Consider the following 24,865-nt stretch of genomic DNA (forward strand, 5'->3'; position numbering starts at 1 on the left):
GTTTCTAAGTTTCAGAGTTTTTTTCTTAGTGAGTCAGAACTTTTATTTATAATTGTTTTTTAGGTTTTAAGTTTCTGAGGTTTGAGTCGCTAAGATTCTAAATTTTTTCTCTCAGAAGCTTAGAATCTTAGTAACTTAGAACCTTACGGAATCACATTCAACATTTTTTGAGTCGCAATGATCGCTGCAACGGTTTGATCGGAGTCTAATCCGCGGGTTTTAAATTCTTTTCCGTTGTTTACCCACGTAATTATAGTTTCGCACAAGGCATCAGAACTACTTCCAGGTGGAATTCTCACTGCATAATCAATCAATTTTGGAAGCGATAATTTTTTACTTTTATAAATTTTTGACAATGCATTCATAAAAGCATCAAATTGTCCATCGCCCTGAGCGTGTTCTTCGATGATTTCTCCGTCCAGATTTAAGCTTAATGTTGTTGAGGGACGCATTCCTTTTGAATGCATTAACACATACGATTCGATTTTTATTTTCTCTTCATAAGTATGACTATCCAAAACATCTGAAATAATGTACGGAAGATCTTCTTTGGTAACGGTTTCTTTTTTATCACCCAATTCTATAATTCTTTGGGTAACCAATTTTAAGTCTTCTTGATTTAATTTTAAACCTAATTCCTGCAGATTCTTTTCGATATTGGCTTTTCCTGAAGTTTTTCCTAAAGCATATTTTCGTTTTCTTCCAAAGCGTTCCGGAAGCAAATCATTAAAATATAAATTATTTTTATTGTCACCATCTGCGTGAATACCAGCAGTTTGAGTAAAAACATTGTCGCCTACAATAGGTTTGTTAGCCGGAATTCTATAACCTGTAAAAGTCTCTACTAATTTGCTTACGGTGTATAAAGAGGTTTCCTTAATATTAATGCTAACTTCGGGCAAATAATCATTTATTACAGCAACAGTACTTTCTAGTGGCGCATTCCCTGCGCGTTCTCCCATGCCGTTTACCGTTACATGAAGACCGTTTATACCTGCTTTTACAGCTTCCATAACATTGGCAATACTTAAATCGTAATCGTTGTGCGCATGAAAATCAAAATGAATTTGAGGATATTTTACACGTATAGCAGAAATAAATTCGAAAGCCTGAGACGGAATTAAAACGCCCAAAGTATCAGGAAGCAAAATTCTTTTTACAGGCTGAGTTGCTAAAAAGTCCAGAAACTGAAAAACATATTCAGGAGAATTTCGCATTCCGTTGCTCCAATCTTCCAGATAAACATTAGTTTCGATATGGTTTGCTTTGGCTAAAGCGATAATTTCAGCAATTTCAGAAAAGTGTTGTTCCGGTGTTTTTTTTAATTGATGGGTCAGATGATTCATGGAGCCTTTGGTCAATAAATTTTGCACTTTGGCACCTGCTTTTTTCATCCACTCGATCGAAACGCCACCATCTACAAACGAAAGCACTTCGATACGATCGATATATCCTCTCTCGGTTGCCCAGGAAGTGATGCCTTTTACAGCTTCAAATTCCCCTTCGCTCACGCGCGCTGAAGCAATTTCAATTCTATCGATATTTAATTCCTCCAACAACAATTGTGCAATGGTCAATTTCTCTGCAGCAGAAAATGATACTCCCGAAGTTTGTTCGCCATCGCGGAGTGTAGTATCCATTATTTCAATTTTTCTTTTTTCCATATTCCTTTTCTAAATTCCTTTTTAAAAGTAAAATTATAGTTGATGTTGCACTTTTATTTCAAATAAACTCAGTGTAATTCCTTCATAATGTTTGGGTAATCCCGAATAATCCGGCGTGACGATGCCTAAAAATTCGAATCCACATTTTTGATAATATTCAATTAAAGACTCATTGTCCCCCCATGTATCCATTCTCAAATAGTCTAATTTTTTTGCTTTTGCAAAAGGTAATCCCCACTTTATAATTTCCTTTACAAAATGATTTCCTCTAAATTTCGGATGCGTTACAATACGATGAAAATAAACAGCTTTGTCTTTGTTTTTCTCTTTCCAAATGCTTTCATCTTCAAAAGTGATAGCAAAAATGCCAGCGATTTCATCATTAATTAAAATTTTCCATTGTCTTTCTTCGGCAATTTCTTTTTCGATTAATTTTCGATCAAAACCTTTCCAATGTTTATTAAATTTTGTTTTTTGAAATTCAATCGCCAAATCATAAAACTCAAAAATTGCGTCAATATCTTCTTTGGTACTCGGTTTAAAAATCATGTTATTTTTATTTTGTTCTCCTAAGAGTTTAATTTATAAAGACCCGACAAGTTTTAAAAACCTGTCGGGTCTAATAGATCGAACAAGATTTTTTAGTACGGAAGTTTATCGGCGAAAGCCACAATATCTTCTTTAATATTTTGCAAATAATCAATGTCATCGAAGCCATTAATCATGTTATTTTTTTTGTATCCGTTAATGGCGAAAGACTCTTGTTGGCCAGTTGCTAATAAAGTAATGGTTTGGTTGGGCAAGTTAATTTCCAGTTCTGTTTTAGGATTGGCCTCGATTGCTTTAAAGATTATCTCAGCAAATTCCGGGCTTACCTGAACGGGTAAAACGCCAATATTCAGACAGTTTCCTTTAAAGATGTCTGCAAAGAAACTTGAAACGACAGCTCTAAAGCCGTAATCGTAAACTGCCCACGCAGCGTGTTCTCTGGAAGATCCTGAACCGAAGTTTTTTCCTCCAACCAAAATTTTGCCGCTGTAAGTTGAATCGTTTAAAACAAAATCAGCTTTTGGAGTATCATCTCCGTTGTATCGCCAGTCTCTAAAAAGATTGTCTCCAAAACCTTCACGTTTTGTAGCTTTCAGGAAACGAGCCGGGATGATTTGATCTGTATCTACGTTCTCAATAGGCAACGGCACTGCGCTGCTGGTCAATATATTAAATTTATCGTATGCCATTTTAATTTTAGATTTTTTAATTTTAGATTTTAGATTTTTTTCTGGTTTGGATGAATTCTAAACGCTAAAATGTTTTGTATTAAATAATGTAAATTAATTTTTGTTTGAAAATATTTAGATAGAAGATTATACAAAGTGAAAATCTAAAATCTAAACTCTCCAATCTAAAATAACTCGCGCGGGTCTGTTAATTTTCCTGTAACCGCAGCTGCAGCAGCCATAATTGGACTTGCTAACAAAGTTCTTGAACCAGGACCTTGACGGCCTTCAAAGTTTCTGTTGGATGTACTTACTGCATATTTTCCGGCTGGAACTTTATCATCGTTCATTGCCAAACAAGCAGAGCAACCCGGCTGACGCAATACAAAACCAGCGTCTGTCAAAATATCCAAAATACCTTCTTCTTTAATCTGAGCTTCAACAACGTGAGAACCCGGAACTAACCAAGCGGTAACATTATCTGCTTTTTTTCTTCCTTTTACAATTTCGGCGAAAGCCCTAAAATCTTCAATACGTCCGTTTGTACAGCTTCCTAAGAAAACATAATCAATTGATTTTCCTATCATTACATCGTCTTCTTCAAAGCCCATGTAAGCCAAGGATTTTTTGTATGTTTCTTCCCCGCCTTCAACTTGGTTGGCATTCGGGATATGTTTGGTGATGCCAATTCCCATTCCAGGGTTTGTACCGTACGTAATCATTGGTTCAATGTCGGCAGCATTGATGTTTAATTCTGCATCAAAAAGAGCATCAGCATCGGTTTTCAAAGTTTTCCAGTATTCAACGGCTTTTGTCCAAGCTTCGCCTTTAGGGGCATATAATCTTCCTTTAAGGAAATCAAAAGTTTTTTGGTCAGGAGCGATCATACCACCACGCGCACCCATTTCGATACTTAGGTTACAAACGGTCATACGACCTTCCATCGTCATATTTTCGAAAACATCTCCGGCATATTCAACAAAATAACCTGTACCTCCAGAAGTAGTGAGTTGCGCAATAATATAAAGTGCAACGTCTTTTGGCCCAACACCTTTACTCAATTGACCGTTTACGTTAATACGCATCTTTTTTGGTTTTGGCTGCATGATACATTGTGTAGAAAGTACCATTTCAACCTCCGAAGTCCCGATACCAAAAGCAATCGCTCCAAAAGCACCGTGAGTAGACGTGTGAGAATCTCCGCAAACAATAGTAGCGCCTGGCAAAGTAATTCCGTTTTCAGGACCAACTACGTGTACAATTCCGTTTTTAATATGTCCTAATCCCCAGTGCGAAATACCATATTCTGCGGCATTATCCTCTAAAGCTTTAAGTTGGTTGGCAGACAAAGCATCTTCAACTGGCAAATGTTGGTTTATAGTTGGGGTATTGTGATCGGCAGTTGCAAAAGTACGTTCTGGGTACAAAACCTTCACGCCTCTGGCTTTTAATCCTAAAAAAGCAACGGGACTTGTAACTTCGTGAATGAAATGGCGGTCAATAAAAAACACATCTGGTCCATCTTCAATTTTACGTACTACATGCGAATCCCATACTTTGTCAAATAATGTCTTACTCATTTTTTATTTTTTTTTAATTGTAATTTCTATAACCACAGCAATTCCTGATAATAGCAAAACAAAAGTAAAAAAAGATACAAAGGCGTCAATTTCAATATTTCATTATATACGATACCCAAACTGAAATACAAATTGCAAATTGGCTTTTGCAAGTTCAATGTTTGCAGAAAAATGAAATAAAGTCTGCTTTTGTTTTTCTTTTTCAGCTCCAATTTTGCCTGATTGTTTTTTGTTTTAACAACTTGCAAATTTATCTTAAAACCATTATGAAATATAAACATTTATTTAAAAATATGTAACAAATAGGATGAAAATAGTAATAATTGTTGGTTTTTTATTTTTTTTGAAACATATCCTTTTGTCGATTTTTGATACTTTCAAGTAGTTTTTTTAGCCACTATTTAGACTCAATAAAAGGTTTAAATACTACGACATCCAAGAGATCTATTTTTATGAAAATTTAAGGTTTTGAGATTAAAATACGTTTGCTTGTAAGGATTTCTATGAAGTGATTTTGGAAACTAATTAAATAAATTTTTAAATTGCAATAATGTCAGGTTTGTTTTCTTTTTGAAGAGTTTACTGAAAGACTGAGGATATTCAAAAACCAATTGATAAGCTATTTCTATTACCGAAAGGTTGGTGGTAATCAGGAAGTTTTTTGATTTTTCAATTAGTTTGGCGTAAAGAGGATTCAAAATGAATAACTGAATTTGTAAGGGTAAAATGAAATTTAATTTCTCGCTTATACAAGGATTCTATCTCTACTGAGAATTCTTTTTTATTGAAAAGGACCTATCTGGTGTCATACTTTTGAAAAACAGTTTTACAGCTTAATTTTTTTAGTTAATTTGCAACGAATTTATTCCTGTTTATTGTGGTTGATATTGTCTCTCTAAGAGGCAATTAGTTAAGAGTGTCTGTAATTGGAGGCTTAGTTACGTAGGATTTATAAATTAAAAAGATGAATTTATCAAAATGGTACCAATTTATTAAGCCTAACTTTAAGTATTACCAAGACGGTTTTTTTGAGTTTCCCTATTTAGCGAATACACCTGAATTGTTTATTGAGAGTACTATAAAGTCTCCAGGAAGCAAGCATCATGTTCAAGAACAAGTTGTTTATCGAAATAATCCTTTTATCAAAGGAGAGATGCATTATCGAAAAATTGATGAGGGTTTGTGGCTTACTATAACGAACATACAATTTAAACATGATAGTGTAATTAAATCGGCTTATGCCAAAGATATTCCCAGCGAACATTATTCGATCACATTTACCGTTTATGAGAGCGATGTAAAGATTCAAAATGTTTTTATTGATAAAATGCCTTTTCATAATAAATTTTGGGGGTTCAAAAAACCAGGTACTGATGTAGGTGCTTGTTTTTACAAAGGTTCAAAGTGTCAATTTTATATTTATTATATCAGCCCGGATTGGATAAAAAAGAATGTTCCTTTTGAAAGACTGGATGATGCTGTTCCTTTTAAAAAGTTTTTGAATTCGGACAAAGGTTTTATCTCTTATCAGGATATAGTGCCAGATGGTGAGCGATTATCTCATGAAATTTTGCATACAGTTAAAACATTTAACGATGATATTTTTAATGAAACACTTTTAAAAGCGCAAACTTTTAGTTTAATATCGGGGTTTTTTAAAAATGCACTTATCGATTCACGTAAAGAAGAGTATCTAAATAAAGGCGCTATAGATTATAAAAAAATATCAAGATGTGAGCGTTTAGTCTCTATAAATTTATCCAAACCCTTCATTGGCATAGAGGTACTTTCTCAAAATTTAAGCATGTCTCCATCAAAATTAAAAATGGATTTCAAATCGGTCTACGGAACGTCCATTCTTCAATACAATATTGAGAAAAAAATGGAACTGGCATTGCAATTACTTCTTAACACGAACATGCAAATTAAATACATTGCTCAGGAAGTAGGTTATGAAAGTCACAGCAAGTTTAGTGCTGCTTTCAAAAAAAAATACGGAAAACTTCCTTCGGAATTGCATCCCGATACTGAAGTGAATTAAACTACTACTTAAGTTTTAAGAACTATTTGGTGTTCGAATTAAAGAAATTCATCTGACTTTTAAAAAATTTGGTGTGTGAAGTTTTTATTTTTTTAAAACTGCATCATCTTGACGTATATACTTACAAACAGAGATTTTGCTTCTAAAAAACGACTTAAAATGTCCGAATGGGATATCGATTTGTCCGAATGGGCTAATCGAATGTTTTTGGAGTTAATAATTTTGCTCCTGCAATAGTTATTGCATGTACAACTAACTCAAATAAAAATATTTATGAAACAAAAATTACTTTTAATTTTAGCTATTTTATGCGTCAGTTTCGCCTCAGCGCAGACTTTTGCTGTAGATGGAATTAATTACACAGTTATTCCGTCAACAACAGAAGTAACCGTTTCAAGCGGTTCCTGTTATACAGGAGATTTGTTGCTGCCTTCAATGGTAAGCGACGGTAGTACCAATTATACGGTGACTTCTATTGGAGATGAAGCCTTTAGAAGTTGTATTGGTTTGACGTCTATTAGTTTTCCAAGTACGGTGACTTCAATAGGAGGTTATTCATTTGCAGAAGCTTCTAATTTAGCTAGTATAACAATGGGTGTAAATGTTACTTCTATTAGAGAATATGCATTTGCTGATACAGCCTTAACTACTGTAAGCTTAGGGTCAAGTGTCACAGTAATTGGAAATGGTGTTTTTAGTGGTTGTCGTTCTTTAGAGACAGTAACAAATATTGATTCTGTTATTTCAATTGGCGATTACGCATTTAGTAGTTGTTATAGTTTGACGTCTTTTACTTTTCCTAATTCAGTAACAACGGTTGGAAGTAATATATTTGAATTTTGCGAAGTGCTGAGCTCTGTAACTATTGGTGCAAATATGACTGAAATTGGAGCTTCTACTTTTAGCTATTGTAGTAGTTTAAGAGAAATAACTATTCCTTCGAATATTACGGCTATTGGAGATTATGCATTTTCTTCGTCAGGAGTTAAATCAGTAACGATACCTGCTTCAGTGAGCTCCATTGGTTATGCTGCATTTTCAAGGTGTGAGGATTTGAAAGCCATTACTATTCCTAATAGCGTGACCTCGATCGGAAATTTTGCTTTTGCTACCTGTAGGAATTTAGAGGTTATAAGAAGTAATATAGCATTGCCTATAACAATTCCACCAAATACTTTTAGTAATATAGATTTTGATACTTGTATTTTAATAGTTCCTACCGCAAGCGTTACTGCGTACCAAAATGCCTCAGTTTGGCAAGATTTTACAACAATTACAGATGTTCTTCCAGCTACAGCAGTACCAAGTACTAGTTATACTACCCAAGTTTATGCTGGAGATGATAAGACAATAGGTGACTTACAAATAGATGGTACAGATATACTTTGGTATGATGCTGCAAAAAATGGTAATTTGTTAGAAAACACGACTGTTCTTGTAGATAATACAAAATATTATGCAAGTCAAACTTTAAATGGAATAGAAAGTACAGAACGAATTGCTATTGCCGTAAAGCGTATTTCTGATGCAAAGCAATATGTGGCAACGGGTAGTACAGTTGCAAGTCTAGTAAGCAGTACATCTATAGCCGGTAAAGCGTTGTGGTTTACAGCAGAAACTGGAGATAATGTTTTAAATAGCTCGGACTTGTTAAGTGCAGGAACGTATTATGTATCACAAGAATATGAAAAAAAATTCACGGGTTTTTCTAACATATCTGACCTAACAGTCGACAGTGCAGGAAACATATATGTTTTCTCTAATAATGTGATAAAAAAAATAGCATTAGATGATAGTGTTACTATTTTGGCAGGTAATGAGGGTGTAAATGCTAGTATAAATGGTACAGGAACAGGTGCTAGATTTTTAAATGGTAGTCACCTGACAATGGGTAGTGATGGTAATATATATGTAGCAGAAATATCTGCGATAAAAAAAGTAAGTTTACCTGATGCAGTAGTTACAACACTTGCAACTGGTTTCTCTAATTTTGGTGGAGGAATAGTCAATGATGGTTTTGGTAATTTATACGTAGCAAATACAGACGCAAGTCGTGTTGATAAAGTTTCTGAAACAACAGGAGTTGTAACTACAGTTCCCAATGCTGGAGACTATAGACCAAGAGCTGTTGCTATTGATGAAGCAAATAATATATTATATTCCCATGTTGTTAATCTAACAAATACTCATTACTTAAGACGTATTAACTTATCAAATAATACGGTTACTACGATAGGTGTTAGTGGTAGTGGTAAAGTTGATGGCACTGCTACAACTGCTCAATTTAAAAACATTACAGATATTGCTTTTAATGCTACTACACAAACGCTATATGTTGTAGATGATTCCTCTATTAGAGAAGTAGATGTTAACTTAAATGTTATAACCAAGTCCCTTTATGGAGGTACTACTAAATTAGCTGTCAATGAAACAGGCGCCACTTTTAGAACAACTACATCAGAAGTATTTCAATATAATGGATTAAGTAATCGTGCAGCGGTAATTGTAGATTTCCAACCAATTGTGAATACACTTTTACCAGCTAACAGTGCGACTTCTGTTGTTATAAATAGTGATTTAAAACTAACGTTTAATGAAAATGTATTTAAAGGATCAGGAAATATCACGATCTATGATGCTGCGGATGATAGCGTTTTTGAAACTATAGAAGTAACTTCGTCAAATGTAATCATTGAGGGTGCCTTAGTAACCATTAATCCTTCATTAGATCTACTGAGATCTAAAACCTATTATGTAGTAATAGATGAACCGGCATTTAAAAATGCTGCTAGTAACAATTTTTCAGGAATTGCAAACAAATCTATTTGGGCGTTTTCTACAGAATTGAAACTAACTCCTGCAGTTACTTTTGCTGATTTTAGCAAAACCTATGGAGATGCTGAATTTGATTTAGCAGCTACTTCAAATTCAACGGGACTTATAAGTTATGAAATTATCTCCGGTGGAACAGGTAGTGCAATACTTTCAGGAACAAATAATACTTCGGTAACAGTAGGTAATATTGGAACTGTAATATTAAAAGCGACTGTTGCTTCAGATTCAAATTACAATCAAGGAAGTAAAACGGTTACACTTACCATTTCAAAAAAGGAAATTACTGTGACTGCAGCTGAAGGGCAAACAAAATTATATGGTGCAGCAGATCCTACTTTAACGTATTCAGTTTCGCCAAGTCTGGTAGGAACAGATGTTTTCACAGGATCTTTGTCAAGAGTTACAGGTGAGAATGTGAGTACTTATGCAATTGAACAAAATAATTTAAGTGCAGGTTCGAATTATACAATTACTTATGTAGCTAAAGATTTTGCTATTACTGCAAAACCAATTACTATAACAGCAACTGCTGGACAATCTAAAGAGTACGGTGCTCAAGATCCTGTTTTCATGTATACTTCAAGTGAGGTTTTGCTTGCAGGAAATAGTTTTACAGGAAGTTTAGGTCGCGCAGCAAATAATAACGCTGGAACTTATACTTACACTACAGGAGATTTATCTGCAGGACCAAATTATGAACTGACAGTAGCTGGTTCTACTAGTTTTACAATTACTCCTAAAGCCATCAACGTAACTGCAGCTGCAAAAACTAAAGTATATGGAACAACAGATGTTCCTTTAACGTATTCAGTTTCGCCAAGTCTGTTAGGAACAGACGCTTTCACAGGAACTTTGTCAAGAGCAACAGGTGATAATGTGGGTACTTATGCAATTGAACAAGGAACATTAAGTGCTGGAGATAATTATGCGGTTACATTTGTGCCTGCCAACTATTCTATCACTAAAGCGGATCAAGTAATTACTTGGAATCAAACCTTAGTTTCAGATTGTGGTAGCTCAGCTTCAATAGCGTTGACTGCGACTTCTACTAGTGGTTTAGGAATCAGTTTTTCATCTTCGAATAGCAATGTGGCAACAATTGTAAATAACGAATTGGTGTTTGTAAATCCTGGTTCAGTGGCGATTACAGCTTCTCAATTAGGAGATAATAATTACAATGCAGCATCAAGTATTGTACTACCAATTGTAAATAGCCAGCCAAATTTGATTAGAAAACAATTTGATAATATTATTTTCTTTGACAATAGCTCAAATGAATTCGTGGCTTATACATGGTATAAAAACGGACTAGTAGTTGCTGGTCAAACAGCACAATATTTCAAAGAAACGGGTGCTTTAAATGGTTCTTACTATGCAGTTGCAACAAAGAAAGATGGAACAGTAATAAGAACTTGTCCATTAGTTTTAACATCTAATGGAGTAGTAGAAACCATGAATATTGCTCCAAATCCAGTACGAAGTAATTCAAGTTACCAATTAATTACCAATATAGAGGCTGCTAAAATGCAAAATGCTCGCGTTACGGTATTCAACATACTTGGGTCATTAATGACAGACAAAGTTGTTAATGAAAGCACAATGGATATGATTGCACCAAGCGCAGAGGGTATTTATATTGTGAAACTAACTTTATCTAATGGTAAGATGTTCACGAAAAATCTTTTAGTAAGAAACTAACTAATTTATGGATATGAAATCCTCTTTTTTAAACAAAGAGAGGATGAATTATTCAAATGAAAATAACATACATATGAAATTTAGTAATAAACACATACTGGGAATTGTTGCCTTGCTTTTCTCTACAGCAGCAAGTGCCCAGTTTTACGTTGGCGTACAGTCAGGAATCGCTAATATTCAAAGCGATGTCAAAGGCGTTAGAGCGAGTCATGAAATAGGAGGCGCTGTTAAAGCAGGATACATTTATAACATAACAAAGCATATTGGTATTGGATCTGGTGTCGAATTTGCACAATACAAACAAAAAGTGTTTTTGACTCAGGGCGATGCAACACAATCAAGTTTTGAAGTTGATGAGACTACATCTGCATTTGTTTATAACGTAACAAGTGCTAATTATCGGGAGGAGCAAACATTGCAAGCTATTCAAATTCCGTTATTTGTGCAGTATAAAAGAAACATTAATGTTGGTGTTGATTTCAACTTTAGAGCTGGAGTTAAGTATTTTTTACCTGTAAATTATAAGATCAAAGCTTCTGCAAATACTGTTAGAGGAGTTGGTTATTATCCAGATGTTAATTTAACTATTGATAATTTGCCAGAATATGGTTTTGGAACACAGTCAGCTTATTCTCAATCAGGAGAATACCAGACAAAAGGTATATTGATGAGTAGTTTTGAACTGGGTTTTACTTTTCAAATGGGAGAGAAGAACGCCCTGTATGCTGCTATGTTTTTAGATAGTGGTTACGGTACCATTTTAGATCAAAAACAAAATGAGTCTTACATTGGATATAATCAAAAATCGATTACCAATAGAAAAGCAAATGGTTTGTATAGCACAGATAAGGAGTCAACAATCAAGCCTTTAGCGTTTGGATTAACATTAGGTTGGAATTTTAAATAAGTAGTTTGATTTGAATAATTACTAAGGTCTTGAGAAATCAAGGCCTTTTCGTTTTATAACGCGGTGTTTTGGAGAATTTATTTTTTATTCTTTCTTCAATACAGTGTTAATATGCTGAAATAGTCCAAAAAAATGCTACATCATTATGTACTTAATTTTTTATGCAATACCCACAATCATTGGGTGTAAAATCCTTGCAATAGTGATTTTGCTTTTAAAAATTTCTGAAATATTTGGTATATTTGAAAGTAATTAATTAAAAAATAATAGTTTTAATTGTTGGGAAGGTTCGCTGTAATGGCGAACCTTTTTTTATTGGTCTCAGATCGAGGTTTAAAACCCTGCAATTTATTGCAGTACTTTAGTAATGCGAAAAAATATAATATTTGACTTTTTAGTGTTGATAAAAAGTTTTCAAAATTGAGAGACTGAAAGGTGTTAACAAGTTAAGCAGGAATACCCCAAAAAAATCCCTAAATTTGAAGTTCAATTTTTTGTAAATTTATAAAATTGCAATTCCTTCAATAACAGCTATGTACTTAATATTCGATACTGAAACTACTGGATTACCAAAACGTTGGGACGCTCCAATAACCGATTCTGATAACTGGCCTCGCTGTATCCAGATCGCCTGGCAGTTGCATGACGAGATGGGAAAATTGATTGAGCATCAGGATTATTTGGTAAAACCTGACGGATTTAATATTCCGTATGACGCAGAACGTATTCACGGAATTTCGACTGAATTGGCTGAAGCCGATGGAATTACGCTGGCCGAAGTTTTGGAGAAATTCAATATTGCTTTAAGCAAAACCAAATTTATTGTAGGTCAGAATTTAGGTTTTGATGTGAATATTATGGGAGCCGAATTTCATCGTGCGGGAGTGGAATCTCCAATGAGTGCGATGCCAGTTTTGGACACCTGTACCGAAGTGACAGCTTCATTATTAAAATTGCCTGGAGGTCGTGGAGGTAAGTTTAAATTACCAACTTTAACAGAGTTACATAGTTATCTTTTTAATAAACCTTTCGCGGAAGCGCACAACGCAACGGCCGATGTTGAGGCAACCACGCGTTGTTTTTTGGAGTTAATTAGAAGAGAAATTTTTACCAAAGAAGAACTAGATGTTCCGAAGGATTATTTTAAGGAATTTCAAGAAAGAAATCCACAGGAATTTCCATTAATTGGTTTAAAACACATCAATTTAAAAGCGGCTTCGGATAAAATCAGGGAGCAGCTGAGAGCCTTAGAATCTGTTGACAAACAAACTACGGTTTCAGATTCTGACAGAGCAGATTTTAAAGCAGCAAAGTACGCGCATTTACACAATCATACGCAGTTTTCGGTTTTACAATCGACTATCGGAATTGGTAATATCGTTGCGGCTACGGCAAAAAACGGCATGCCAGCAGTTGCCATGACCGATACTGGAAATATGATGGGGGCTTTTCACTTTGTGAGTGCCGTAATGAATCATAATAAAGCGGCTTCTGCCAAAAATAAAGCTTTAGTTGAGGCGGGCGAAGAACCTTCTGAAACCGAGATGAAGCCAATTGTGGGCTGCGAATTTAATGTTTGTGACAACCATTTAGATAAAAGCAAAAAAGACAATGGTAATCAGGTTGTGTTGTTGGCCAAAAACAAAAGAGGTTACCATAATCTGGCAAAAATGTCGTCAATCGCTTTTACAGACGGGTTTTATTATGTTCCGAGGATTGATCGAAATGTTATTCAAAAATATAAGGAAGATATCATGGTGTTGTCGGGAAATTTATACGGAGAAATTCCGAGTAAAATCCTAAACATCGGTGAAAACCAGGCTGAAGAAGCGGTAATTTGGTGGAAAGAACAGTTTGGCGAGGATTTTTATCTGGAAGTGATGCGTCACAATCAGGAAGATGAAAATCGTGTAAACAAAACCTTGATTGAGTTTTCGCAGAAACACAATGTCAAATTAATTGCGACAAACAATACCTATTATTTAAATAAAGAAGACGCCAATGCCCACGATATTTTGTTGTGTGTAAAAGACGGAGAAAAACAGGCAACGCCTATTGGTCGTGGTCGTGGTTATCGTTACGGATTGCCCAATCAGGAATATTATTATAAGTCATCGGAAGAGATGAAAAAACTCTTTGCCGATATACCCGAAGCCATTATCAATATTCAGGAAATAGTAGATAAGGTCGAAATTTACTCGCTTTATCGAGATGTATTGCTTCCAAAATTTGATATTCCGGAGGAGTTTATAGTTCCAGAAGATGAAGCCGATGGCGGTGTTCGCGGGGAGAATAAATATTTGCGACACCTGACAATGGTGGGGGCTAAAAAAAGATATGGAGAGATTAGCGAAGCGATTCAGGAACGTTTGGATTTTGAGTTATTAACGATTTCGAATTCAGGATACCCGGGTTACTTTTTGATCGTTCAGGATTTTATCGCCGAAGCCCGAAATATGGATGTTTCGGTAGGTCCAGGCCGTGGTTCTGCGGCGGGTTCTGCTGTTGCTTATTGTTTAGGAATTACCAATATTGACCCCATTAAGTACGACTTGCTTTTTGAGCGTTTCCTGAACCCGGATCGTGTGTCGATGCCCGATATTGATATTGATTTTGATGATGAAGGCCGTGGTCGTGTTATGGATTATGTAATCAATAAATACGGAAAAAATCAGGTAGCACAGATTATCACGTATGGTAAAATGGCAACCAAATCGGCGATTCGTGATACGGCTCGTGTACTTGATTTGCCTTTGTTTGAAGCCGATAGAATTGCAAAACTGATTCCGGGAATGATGCCTTCCAAATGGAATTTGGCTCGTTTTATTTCTGAAAGTGAAGATGAGGTAAAAAAAGCACTTCGATCGGATGAATTTGATAATGTAAAAGAGCTGATCGCAATTGCCAACGAAGGTGATTTGGCTGGGGAGACTATTCAACAGGCAAAAATCCTCGAAGGATCAATGCGAAATACCGGAATTCATGCCTGTGGGGTAATTATTACGCCATCAGATATTACGAATTTCGTTCCGGTTACAACCGCAAAAGATTCTGATCTGTATGTAACACAGTTTGATAACTCGGTTGCAGAAAGTGCCGGATTGCTAAAAATGGATTTCTTGGGTTTGAAGACCCTTACCTTGATAAAAGATACGGTAAAATTAGTAAAATACAGAACCGGAATCGATCTGAATCCAGATGAATTTCCAATTGACGATCCGGAAACCTACGAACTTTTTCAGCGAGGAGAAACAGTAGGTATTTTTCAGTATGAGTCGCCCGGAATGCAAAAATACATGAAGGATTTGAAACCGACTGTTTTTGGAGATTTAATTGCCATGAATGCGTTGTATCGTCCGGGACCGTTAGAATATATCCCGTCTTTCGTTCGAAGAAAAAATGGCGAAGAGGAAATCAAATACGATTTGGATGCCTGCGAAGAATACTTGGGAGAAACCTATGGAATTACCGTTTACCAAGAGCAGGTTATGCTTTTGTCGCAATCATTGGCCGATTTTACAAAAGGTGAGGCCGACGTTTTGCGTAAAGCGATGGGTAAAAAGCAAAAGGATGTCCTGGACAAAATGAAACCTAAGTTTGTAGAACAAGCGGCAGCAAAAGGTCATGATGCTAAGATTTTAGAAAAAATCTGGAAAGACTGGGAGGCTTTTGCAAGTTATGCTTTTAATAAATCGCACTCTACTTGTTATGCCTGGATTGCCTATCAAACAGCGTATTTAAAAGCGCATTTCCCTGCAGAATATATGGCTGCGGTTCTTTCAAATAATATGAATGATATCAAACAGGTGTCCTTTTTTATGGAAGAATGTAAGCGCATGGGCTTACAGGTTTTAGGCCCTGATGTCAATGAGTCGTATTATAAATTTACGGTAAATGATAATTATGCCGTTCGTTTTGGTATGGGAGCGATCAAAGGAGTAGGTTCTGGAGCCGTAGCCACTATCGTCGAGAACAGAAAAGACGGTAGATACAAATCGATTTTTGATTTGGCAAAGCGAATAGATTTACGTGCTGCTAATAAAAAAGCAATCGAAAATTTAGCACTTGCAGGAGGATTTGATTCTTTTGAAGGTACTACAAGAGCACAATATTTTCATGATGAGGGCGACGGTGTTACTTTTTATGAAAAGGCTATACGTTACGGTTCTAAATTTCAGGAAAACGAAAATTCATCTCAAGTGAGTTTGTTTGGCGAAACAAGTGAAGTACAAATTGCAGAACCTATAGTGCCTCCGTGTGAAGATTGGAGCACTATGGAAAAACTTGCCAAAGAAAAAGAAGTGGTCGGAATTTATATCTCGGGACATCCGTTGGATGATTTTAGATTTGAAATGAAGTATTTCTGCAATGCCAGATTAGAGGCCCTAAAAAGTATGGAGCAGCATGTGGGTAAAAACTTAACTTTTGCAGGAATTATCAATAACGTACAGCATCGTGTTTCGAAAAACGGAAAAGGCTGGGCTATGTTTAATCTCGAAGGGTATGATGAAAGTTATGAGTTTAGGATTTTTAATGAAGAATATCTCAAGTTCCGCCATTTCTTGATTCAGAATAATTTTGCACATATAAAAGTATTGATAAAAGACGGCTGGGTGAATCATGATACAGGTAAAAAATCAGAGCCGAGGCTGCAATTTGTTGAGGTAAAACAGCTGCAGGATGTCTTGGAAACTTTTGCGAAAAAATTGGTTGTTTTGCTGAATATTCAAGACCTGAAAACCGAATTTATTCATAAACTAAGTGATTTGTTTAGCCAAAACAAAGGAGATAATTCGGTGACATTTGAAATTATGGAGCTCGAAAAAATTAAGCGCTTGGTTGCCATAGAGACCACAAATGATTTTACAGAAACAGAGGATGCCATTTTTACAGAAGAAAGTGAGAACGACGAAGCAATTGTAGGAGATACTAAAATTCAGGAAGTAAATGAGGTAGAGGAGATTAATGTTGTTACTAAACTTTCTATGCCTAGTCGTAGAGTAAAAGTTAAAATCTCTCAAGAATTATTAGCCGAATTAGAAAAAATGCAAATCAACTTTAAACTCAACTAAATTTTAACAGTTAAAATTTATTAGATAATTAGTTTTAAGTGTTAAAAATATGCGTGCATAGTATTTTTTTAGTAATATTGCCTCCAATTACAACGATTGCGCACCAAATCTAACAATGTAAGCGCAAATAGAATGTTAAAATATTTTATTTTTGTATAAAATAATTAAAACAAAATTATGAAAAAGAACCTATTTTTATTAGGATTTATGCTTTGTTCTATCGCCACAATAGCGCAAACTGAAACAGCAGATAAGCCAGAAAGCTGGTATTTTAAATTAGGAGGGTCATACTTCATACAAACTGCGGCTACAGAGTTTCCAATTGTAAATGGTCAATTGCCTAATACCGATGTTTACGCGGCTGATGGAACTACTTTAATTTCAAGAGAAACAAATCATGGTTCGTTTGGGGAAGGATTTCGTACAGGTCTAACTGCGGGATACCGTTTTTCAACGCGTTTAGGAGTTGAAATGGGGATCAACTATTATTCTAGTGCTGATAAATTGATGGTAGAAACTACAAATCGTTTAGTTGCTACTTCCCCAACAAATATTTTTGTGTCTGGAAATGCTATAGGAAAAATTAGAGCTTGGGATTTATCACCTGCATTAGTGCTATTTTTGGGAGAAAGTAAAGGTTTTGAGCCATATACAAAAGTAGGAGTGATCGTTCCTATTCATGGAGATTTAACTATTAAGACTAATCGTGAGTATTCTACTGCTGCCGGTGTAATGGCAAAAACATATTCTGAAGATGTTGTAGAACCTAATCCAACTATAGGTTTTATGGCCGCAATTGGAAGTTCTTATAAATTAGGTAAAAAAATAGCTTTATATGCTGAAATTGAATACAGAAACTTTACTGTTCACGGAAAAACAAAAGAAACTACTGTGTTTACCGAAAACGGAGTGGATAAATTAAATACACCATCTACTTTTAGACAAGATGCTTCTTATTCTGCTATTTATACAAATTATGTGGATAAATTAACTACAAGTTCTAATAGTAAAGTGACTAATGCAGCAGGTTTTGATAATACAAAAGCTACTGACGATATTAGTTCTTATGTTGGGATTAGCGGTGTAGGCTTGACTTTTGGATTAAGATACAGCCTATAATTTTTATAAAGTTTTTAGTTTTTAGAAAAGAGGATATTCACAATGAATATCCTCTTTTTTTTGCATAATCTTTTCATTCTGTGGGACGAAGAATCTTCGTAAGAAACTCCGCAAAGTAAATTGCCAATCTTTGTCGAACTGCTAATTGAGATTGTTTGTTCCTAAGAATGACAGGATAATGTGAAAAGGTTATGGTTTTTTCAAATTTCTAAATTCTTTCAGAACTTCGTCAATAACCCAAGTTGTTCTGGCGGCAGAAGTTCCTTTTGAAGGATTAACGCCCTCTTTGCCTAATAGTTCGGCAACAATAGTCTCTATAAAAGGCTGTTGAATGTGCTCCGGATTTTCGATGGTAATGCTTTCTTTTTCTCCATTTGCATATTGAATGTGAATAGGATCGTCTCCGAAAGTTGAAAAGGAAATTTTTCCAAGAGTTCCAACAATTTCAGTATTGTCATATCGCTCAAAAGAAGCAAAATTCCATAAACCACTTGCGTGAATGCCGTTTTCGAATAAAAAAGACATAGAGACAGTATCTTCGGCTGGGTAAGCTAATAGTTGAGAGCTTGCGTGCCCGAGAACCGATTGAATGGGGCCGAACAAAAAGTCTAAAAAATCTAAAGTGTGACACGCCAAATCTACAAAAATTCCCCCGCCCGAAATGTGTGGAAGTACCGTCCAAGGTAAATTGATGTCATCATCATAACGTTCTTCAAACGGATGGTACAAAACGCAATTTACGTGTCGAACAGTCCCGATTTTGTTTTGCTCGATTAACTCTTTTATTTTTAAAAAACGAGGCAAACTTCTTCTATAATAAGCCACAAATAGCGGAACATTATGTGCTTTGCAAGCACTTATCATCTCGTTGCATTCTTCAAAAGTTAATGCCATCGGTTTTTCTACGTATACAGGTTTTCCAGCTTTAGCACACAAAACAGTATATTCTTTATGAGAGGATGGAGGCGTTGCGATATAAACAGCATCGACATCTGGATCGTTAATTAAATCAATAGCGTTTGAATACCATTTTGGAACATTGTGGCGTTTGGCATAATCTTCGGCAAGTGCTGCATCTCTTCGCATTACAGCAACTAAAGCCGAGTTGGGCGTTTTTTGAAAAGCTGGGCCACTTTTTACTTCGGTTACATTGCCACAACCGATAATTCCCCATTTTACAATTTTCATTTTTTCTGGTTTTTTAATTCTTTCAAATTTAAAAAAGGTTTGCCACGAATTGTACTAATTTCCACGAATTATTTTTTTTCGCAGATTCTGCAGATTTAATTTTACCGCAAAGCACGCAAAGTTTTTGTATCATCTTGGTTTTGTAAAAACACAAAGTTCGCAAAGCTGTTTCAATACAAAGCTTTGCGAACTTTGCATCTTCTGAAGATACTTTTGTAAAAAAATCTTTGCGTGCTTTGCGGTAAAATTCTCAAGCCGTAACAAAAAGGCCTCGGTAAATTAAAATTCATACTAATTTGTGAAATTCGTAGCAAAAAAATAACCACGAACTCACAAAAATATTCATGAATTCGTGGCTATTAAAAAACAGACTAAAGGTTACTTTTTCGGTAAAGCTTTAAATCCCATATTATAAAGTGTGAACGCCTGAATGTCTACATTTTCCTGAATAGTTGCAGCAACAGATTTTCCTGCTCCGTGACCCGCTTTTACATCAATACGGATTAAAACAGGATGTTCTCCTTCTTGTTTTTCTTGCAATTCGGCAGCAAATTTAAAACTATGCGCAGGCACTACGCGATCGTCATGGTCACCGGTAGTTACCATTGTTGCAGGGTAATGTGTTCCTTTTTTTACATTTTGAACAGGAGAATACCCTTTAAGATATTCAAACATTTCTTTGCTGTCCTGTGCGGTTCCGTAATCATAAGCCCAACCTGCGCCCGCTGTAAAAGTATGGTAACGCAACATATCCATAACGCCAACAGCCGGCAATGCGACCTTCATTAAATCAGGGCGTTGTGTCATGGTTGCTCCAACCAATAATCCTCCGTTTGAACCGCCTCGAATGGCTAAGAAATCAGATGAAGTGTATTTTTGAGTAATTAGATATTCCGCTGCAGCGATAAAATCATCAAATACATTTTGTTTTTGTAATTTGGTTCCAGCATCATGCCATTTTTTGCCGTATTCGCCACCACCTCTTAAATTGGCAACTGCATAAACGCCACCGTTTTCCATCCAAACTGCATTGGCAATACTAAAACTTGGTGTTAGACTGATATTAAATCCTCCGTAACCATAAAGTATGGTTGGGTTTTTACCGTCTAATTTTGTTCCTTTTTTATACGTGATAATCATCGGAATTTTTGTTCCGTCTTTTGATGTATAAAAAACTTGCTTTGACTCGTAATCATCACTTTTAAAATCAACTTTTGGTTTTTGATAGATTGCTGATTTACCAGATTTTGGTTCAAGCGAAAATATGGTTCCTGGAGTTGTATAGTTGGTAAAACTGTAGTACAATGTTTTCTCTTCTTTCTTTCCTCCAAATCCACTGGCTGTTCCTACGGCAGGAAGTTTGATTTCGCGAATCAATTTTCCGCTGTAATCATATTGCTGAACTAATGAAACGGCATCTTTGGTATAATTGGCAAAAAAGAATCCACCACCTGTTGAAGGCGATAAAATATTTTGAGTTTCCGGAATAAAATCTTTCCAGTTGTCCGGTTTAGGGTTGCTTACATCAACAACTACCACGCGTTTGTTAGGAGCGTTTAAATCGGTTTCGATAAACAATTTACTTCCTTCATTTTCGATAATCGAGTTGTCGCTGTTAAAATTATCAACGATAGTAACAATCTGGCTTTCAGTATTTTTTAAGTCTTTAATATATAATTCGTTACCATAAGTAGAGTTAGAGGCAGAAATTACTAAATAATGATCATCTTCAGTCACGTAACCACCTACATATCGGCGTTTTTGGTCCGCTCCAAAAATAACTTTGTCATCTTTTTGAGCTGTTCCTAATTGATGAAAATACAATTTGTGCTGGTCGGTTTTGGCAGATAACTCACTTCCTTTTGGTTTTTCGTAACTTGAGTAATAAAAACCTTCGTTTCCTCGCCATGAAATGCCACTAAATTTTACATCTACGAGCGTGTCTTCCAAAACTTTTTTAGACAAAGCGTCAATAATAATCACTTTTCTCCAGTCGCTTCCTCCTTCAGAGATGGCGTATGCTGCTTTTGTTCCGTCTTTAGAAAAATCCAATCCTCCTAGTGAAGTTGTCCCGTCCTTAGAAAAGGTATTGGGGTCTAAAAACATTTCTTCTTTGCCGTTTTTGTCTTTTCTGTAAATCACAGACTGATTTTGAAGACCGTTATTTTTAGAAAAATAAGTAAATTTTCCTTCGGTAAATGGAGCGCTTATTTTTTCGTAATTCCACAGTTTTTCCATGCGGGTTTTTAGTGCATTTCTAAACGGAATTTTATCCAAATAAGCATAAGTAACTTCGTTTTGAGCCTTTACCCAAGCTCCGGTTTCGGCAGATTTATCATCTTCCAGCCATCGAAAAGGATCCGCTACTTTGGTATCAAAATAAACATCTACAGTTGTTCCTTTTTTAGTTTCCGGGTATTGTATTTTGTTTTGCCCAAACGAAACTCCTACGGTTGTGATTGCCATTATAAGAATTGTTTTTTTCATAGTTAAAGTATATGGTTCTAACAAAAATAGCACTTTTTGTGAGTATTAAAAAATTAACCGCAAAGTGCGCCACAGAAATTAACGCCAAGTTCGCAAAGTTTTATTTCTGACTTTGTGAACCTTGCGAAAACACTTTGCGTTCTTTGCGGTTAAACAAAAATTACAAGTTGAAATTCACTCCCAAAACAATATTTCTCCCAATGTTCGGAATACCGTCTGTTTTTAATCTGGAAAGATGTGCAATATAATTTTCATCGAATAAATTGTTTCCGTTTAAGCTCAAATCAAAGGCAGTTTTTCCTAGTTTTACTGTTCCTCCAAAACCTAAATTAACCAACGTATATCCTTTTGAAGCCGTTTCGAAACCACTAACATTTTTCTGGTCGAATGTTGAAGAAACATTCAGGGAAGCATAACCTTCTTTAAACCAATTTTTGATGTTAAACTCGGTTCTCAGTGTGTTGTTCCAATTATTGGCAGGAATTAATGGCAGATAATCGTTGTTGTCTTTTTTTCCGGTTACGGTTTCAAAACTAGTTTCAAAATGCAACCAATCCAATGGATGTGGGTGAAAATGCAACCCAACTTCTCCTCCATATAGTTTGGCATTGTCTTGAGTATAAGCAAAAACATCATTGGCGTCTAAAACTTCACCTGTTGGCGCTGTATAAATGTAATTGTTGATGTGGTTGTAAAATCCGTTTACGAAAAACTCAAAGTGAGAGTTTTTATATTCTAAGTTCAAATCAGTCTGAACGTTTTGTTCGGTTTTCAAATCAGCATTTCCAATTTCGTATCGATTTGTGCCTTCGTGAACACCGTTTGAAGTCAATTCGGCCAAGTTAGGCGCTCTAAATCCGGTAGCAACATTCAATCGAAGTGTAAGATCTTCCGTAAAATTTGTTTTGTAGCCTAGCGAAGCATTAAAACTTTCAAAAGATTTGTCTAAAGGAGAAAAATAGCCTTCTTCGCCTTCAATTCCGTTTGCTTCCGAGGTAATACTTCTGTTGTCAAAACGCAATCCTGCCTGCAAAACGTTACTATTCCATTCGTAATTAGCTGTTCCAAACACACCAAAATCATTGGTTGTTGCGTTTGGAATCAAGTATTCTTCGCCAAGATTTTCATTGGTTTGATGCATTCCCTGCACACCCACAATAGTTTCAATTGTACCCAGTTTAGGAAAATGATATTTTGCATTATAATTAAATGTTTTCAATTTCATGCGTAAAGCAGCATCGTTGCTGTCTTCAAATTCGCTTCGATCATTGGCGATGTATCCTAAATCAACATCTAGTTTTGAGTTTTCAAAAAAGATAACATTGTTCAAACTCAATAAATGATTAAAAATTCCTTGTCTCGGGAATAAGGTGTTCTTGCTTGAAGATTGCTCTCCAATTCCATCCTCCGGTATTCCGATGTCTAATTTATTGTAGTTGTATCTCAAAACACTTGAAAAAGTAGCATTGCTGTAGCCAACACCTGTTTTAAAATCGGTTTCGTTGTAACGTGAATTGGTAACACGATCACCATCTGCAATTTTGTAGTCAGAATGGGTATTGAAGGCACCTCTGGCCAGAAATTTCCAGTTATCTGTAGATGTTTTTAAGCCAATAGAAGAGTTGCTTCCTTGTGTATTGGTAAAATATTTTTGGCTAAAATTGGCTTTAAAAGTATTGGCATCTGCAAATTTTTCAGGATTAAAATACAAAACACCTCCTAAAGCGTCCGACCCATACAACAAAGAAGCGGGGCCTTTGATAACTTCAACACTTTCGATACCGGCATCGTTAAGGCCCAGACCATGTTCATCTCCAAATTGTTGATTTTCAATACGAACTCCTTGTGAATATACCAAAACTCGATTCCCGCTAAGACCGCGAATCACGGGTTTTCCGATAGAAGTTCCAGTAGAAATTTGTGAAACGCCCGGAATCGTAGCCAGTCCTTCGATTAAAGTTGATGTTCCTTTTTGTTGTAATGTTTTAATGCTTTCATGCTCTACTTTCATTACGTTCTGCGATTGCAATTTGTTAAAAGGTGTCGATACAATTACTTCGTCCATCTCCAAAATAGACTCTTCCAGTGTAATATCCAGCGTGTTTTCTTTTAATAATTTCGGGATAGTTTTGTTTACAGATGCATATCCAACATAGGTAAAACTCAATCGCAATACTCCATTTGGTAAGTTGCTAAATTCGTATTTTCCATTTTGGTCGGTTGTAGTTCCTTTATGCAATTCAGATGCGTAAACAGATACGCCTGGTAATGGTTGATTCTGAGAATCGGTTACAGTTCCTGAAAGAGAATTTTGTGCAGAAACAAGGGTTGTGAACCCTAAAATAAGGGCAAATATTATTTTTTTCATTTGAAAATGATGCTATAGTTGAGTGATTTTTTTTAAAATTTAAATAAAAATAACAGCAAATCAAGTCAATCTTCATGAATATAAAGATTTACAAGAGGAACAGATTTTTTTAAATCAATTTAGTAAAAGTGTTTTTTTTCGAATACATCGAAATTTAAGCAATCACAGATGCCGGGGGACCACGCAACAAATACGCACTTGTTGAAAACGTTACAAGGTTTTCTGAAGCCGTAAAAAAGTAGGGGATGTCTTTGTGAAAAGTAGTAAATTCAAAATTGAAAACTTCTGGAATAAGAGAGCTTCCAAAAGCAAAATGACACACATAGCATAACTCGTAATTGTGATGCTGATGCGTTATTCCACCTTGTTTTTTATCGTATTGATGGTGACATTGTTGCTCAGAAAGTTGTTTTGCAGTGTGCTCATAACTATGTACGGACTGAAACAATATCGAACACAATATTGTTAGAGCCAAAGAAACACTTATTATGAGCTGCTTTCTTTTCATAAAAGACAAAGGTATAAAAGAGCAATGATAAAAAGCTTCTTTTTTTTGAATATGAGCTTCTTTTATTAAAAATAATGTTACGAATGCTTTATTTTGTAATGAAAAATAGAATAGTTGGCCTCAAATAGGTACTTAAACTAGCATTATATTATATTTGTATGTGAAATAAATCAACTTAAAA

13 protein-coding genes are annotated in these 24,865 nt (G+C 35.4%); 5 read left to right on the plus strand and 8 right to left on the minus strand.

Annotated features, from left to right (window positions below; all coding sequences use genetic code 11):
• Positions 1 to 143 precede the first annotated feature (143 nt).
• The 4 genes from LNP22_RS06435 to leuC form a co-directional block, all read right to left on the minus strand.
• A complete protein-coding gene (locus LNP22_RS06435) occupies positions 144 to 1,664 on the minus strand; it encodes an alpha-isopropylmalate synthase regulatory domain-containing protein (protein ID WP_229975834.1) in 1,521 nt (506 codons plus the stop codon).
• Between the two features lie 33 nt (positions 1,665 to 1,697).
• Complete coding sequence (locus tag LNP22_RS06440; protein ID WP_229975835.1) at positions 1,698 to 2,213, minus strand: GNAT family N-acetyltransferase; 516 nt, start codon at positions 2,211 to 2,213, stop codon at positions 1,698 to 1,700.
• Positions 2,214 to 2,305: 92 nt separating this feature from the next.
• Positions 2,306 to 2,902: a 3-isopropylmalate dehydratase small subunit gene (leuD, locus tag LNP22_RS06445; RefSeq protein WP_210666726.1), complete on the minus strand. Its 597-nt coding sequence runs from the start codon at positions 2,900 to 2,902 to the stop codon at positions 2,306 to 2,308.
• 164 nt (positions 2,903 to 3,066) lie between these two features.
• Positions 3,067 to 4,461 (minus strand): 3-isopropylmalate dehydratase large subunit, encoded by a 1,395-nt coding sequence (gene leuC, locus LNP22_RS06450; RefSeq protein ID WP_229975836.1) that lies wholly within the window; start codon positions 4,459 to 4,461, stop codon positions 3,067 to 3,069.
• Between the two features lie 964 nt (positions 4,462 to 5,425).
• Between leuC and LNP22_RS06460 the strand changes: the two genes are divergently transcribed.
• From LNP22_RS06460 to LNP22_RS06480, 5 genes are all read left to right on the plus strand, one after another.
• Positions 5,426 to 6,502 carry a helix-turn-helix domain-containing protein gene (locus LNP22_RS06460; RefSeq protein ID WP_229975837.1) on the plus strand — a complete coding sequence of 359 codons (1,077 nt, stop codon included), beginning with the start codon at positions 5,426 to 5,428 and terminating at the stop codon, positions 6,500 to 6,502.
• Positions 6,503 to 6,775: 273 nt separating this feature from the next.
• Positions 6,776 to 11,035, plus strand: a complete 4,260-nt coding sequence (locus LNP22_RS06465; protein WP_229975838.1) for a leucine-rich repeat protein — start codon at positions 6,776 to 6,778, stop codon at positions 11,033 to 11,035.
• Positions 11,036 to 11,108: 73 nt separating this feature from the next.
• Complete coding sequence (locus tag LNP22_RS06470; protein WP_229975839.1) at positions 11,109 to 11,942, plus strand: hypothetical protein; 834 nt, start codon at positions 11,109 to 11,111, stop codon at positions 11,940 to 11,942.
• A 533-nt stretch (positions 11,943 to 12,475) separates the two neighbouring features.
• Positions 12,476 to 17,014, plus strand: a complete 4,539-nt coding sequence (gene dnaE / locus LNP22_RS06475; protein ID WP_229975840.1) for a DNA polymerase III subunit alpha — start codon at positions 12,476 to 12,478, stop codon at positions 17,012 to 17,014.
• Between the two features lie 177 nt (positions 17,015 to 17,191).
• The gene (locus tag LNP22_RS06480; RefSeq protein ID WP_210666733.1) at positions 17,192 to 18,133 is read left to right on the plus strand and encodes an outer membrane beta-barrel protein; all 942 of its coding nucleotides are present in this window, start codon (positions 17,192 to 17,194) and stop codon (positions 18,131 to 18,133) included.
• 189 nt (positions 18,134 to 18,322) lie between these two features.
• On the opposite strand, the gene LNP22_RS06485 is transcribed toward LNP22_RS06480, so the two are convergent.
• The 4 genes from LNP22_RS06485 to LNP22_RS06500 form a co-directional block, all read right to left on the minus strand.
• Entirely contained in the window at positions 18,323 to 19,321 is a 999-nt protein-coding gene (locus LNP22_RS06485) for a Gfo/Idh/MocA family protein (protein ID WP_229975841.1), read from the minus strand.
• A 378-nt stretch (positions 19,322 to 19,699) separates the two neighbouring features.
• Positions 19,700 to 21,808, minus strand: a complete 2,109-nt coding sequence (locus LNP22_RS06490; RefSeq protein ID WP_229975842.1) for a prolyl oligopeptidase family serine peptidase — start codon at positions 21,806 to 21,808, stop codon at positions 19,700 to 19,702.
• 160 nt (positions 21,809 to 21,968) lie between these two features.
• Entirely contained in the window at positions 21,969 to 24,176 is a 2,208-nt protein-coding gene (locus tag LNP22_RS06495; RefSeq protein ID WP_229975843.1) for a TonB-dependent receptor, read from the minus strand.
• A gap of 154 nt (positions 24,177 to 24,330) precedes the next feature.
• The gene (locus LNP22_RS06500) at positions 24,331 to 24,684 is read right to left on the minus strand and encodes a hypothetical protein (protein ID WP_210666737.1); all 354 of its coding nucleotides are present in this window, start codon (positions 24,682 to 24,684) and stop codon (positions 24,331 to 24,333) included.
• Between the last annotated feature and the right edge of the window lie 181 nt (positions 24,685 to 24,865).

The sequence above is a fragment of the Flavobacterium flavipigmentatum genome (genome assembly GCF_020911905.1).
Classification (GTDB): Bacteria; Bacteroidota; Bacteroidia; order Flavobacteriales; family Flavobacteriaceae; genus Flavobacterium; species Flavobacterium flavipigmentatum.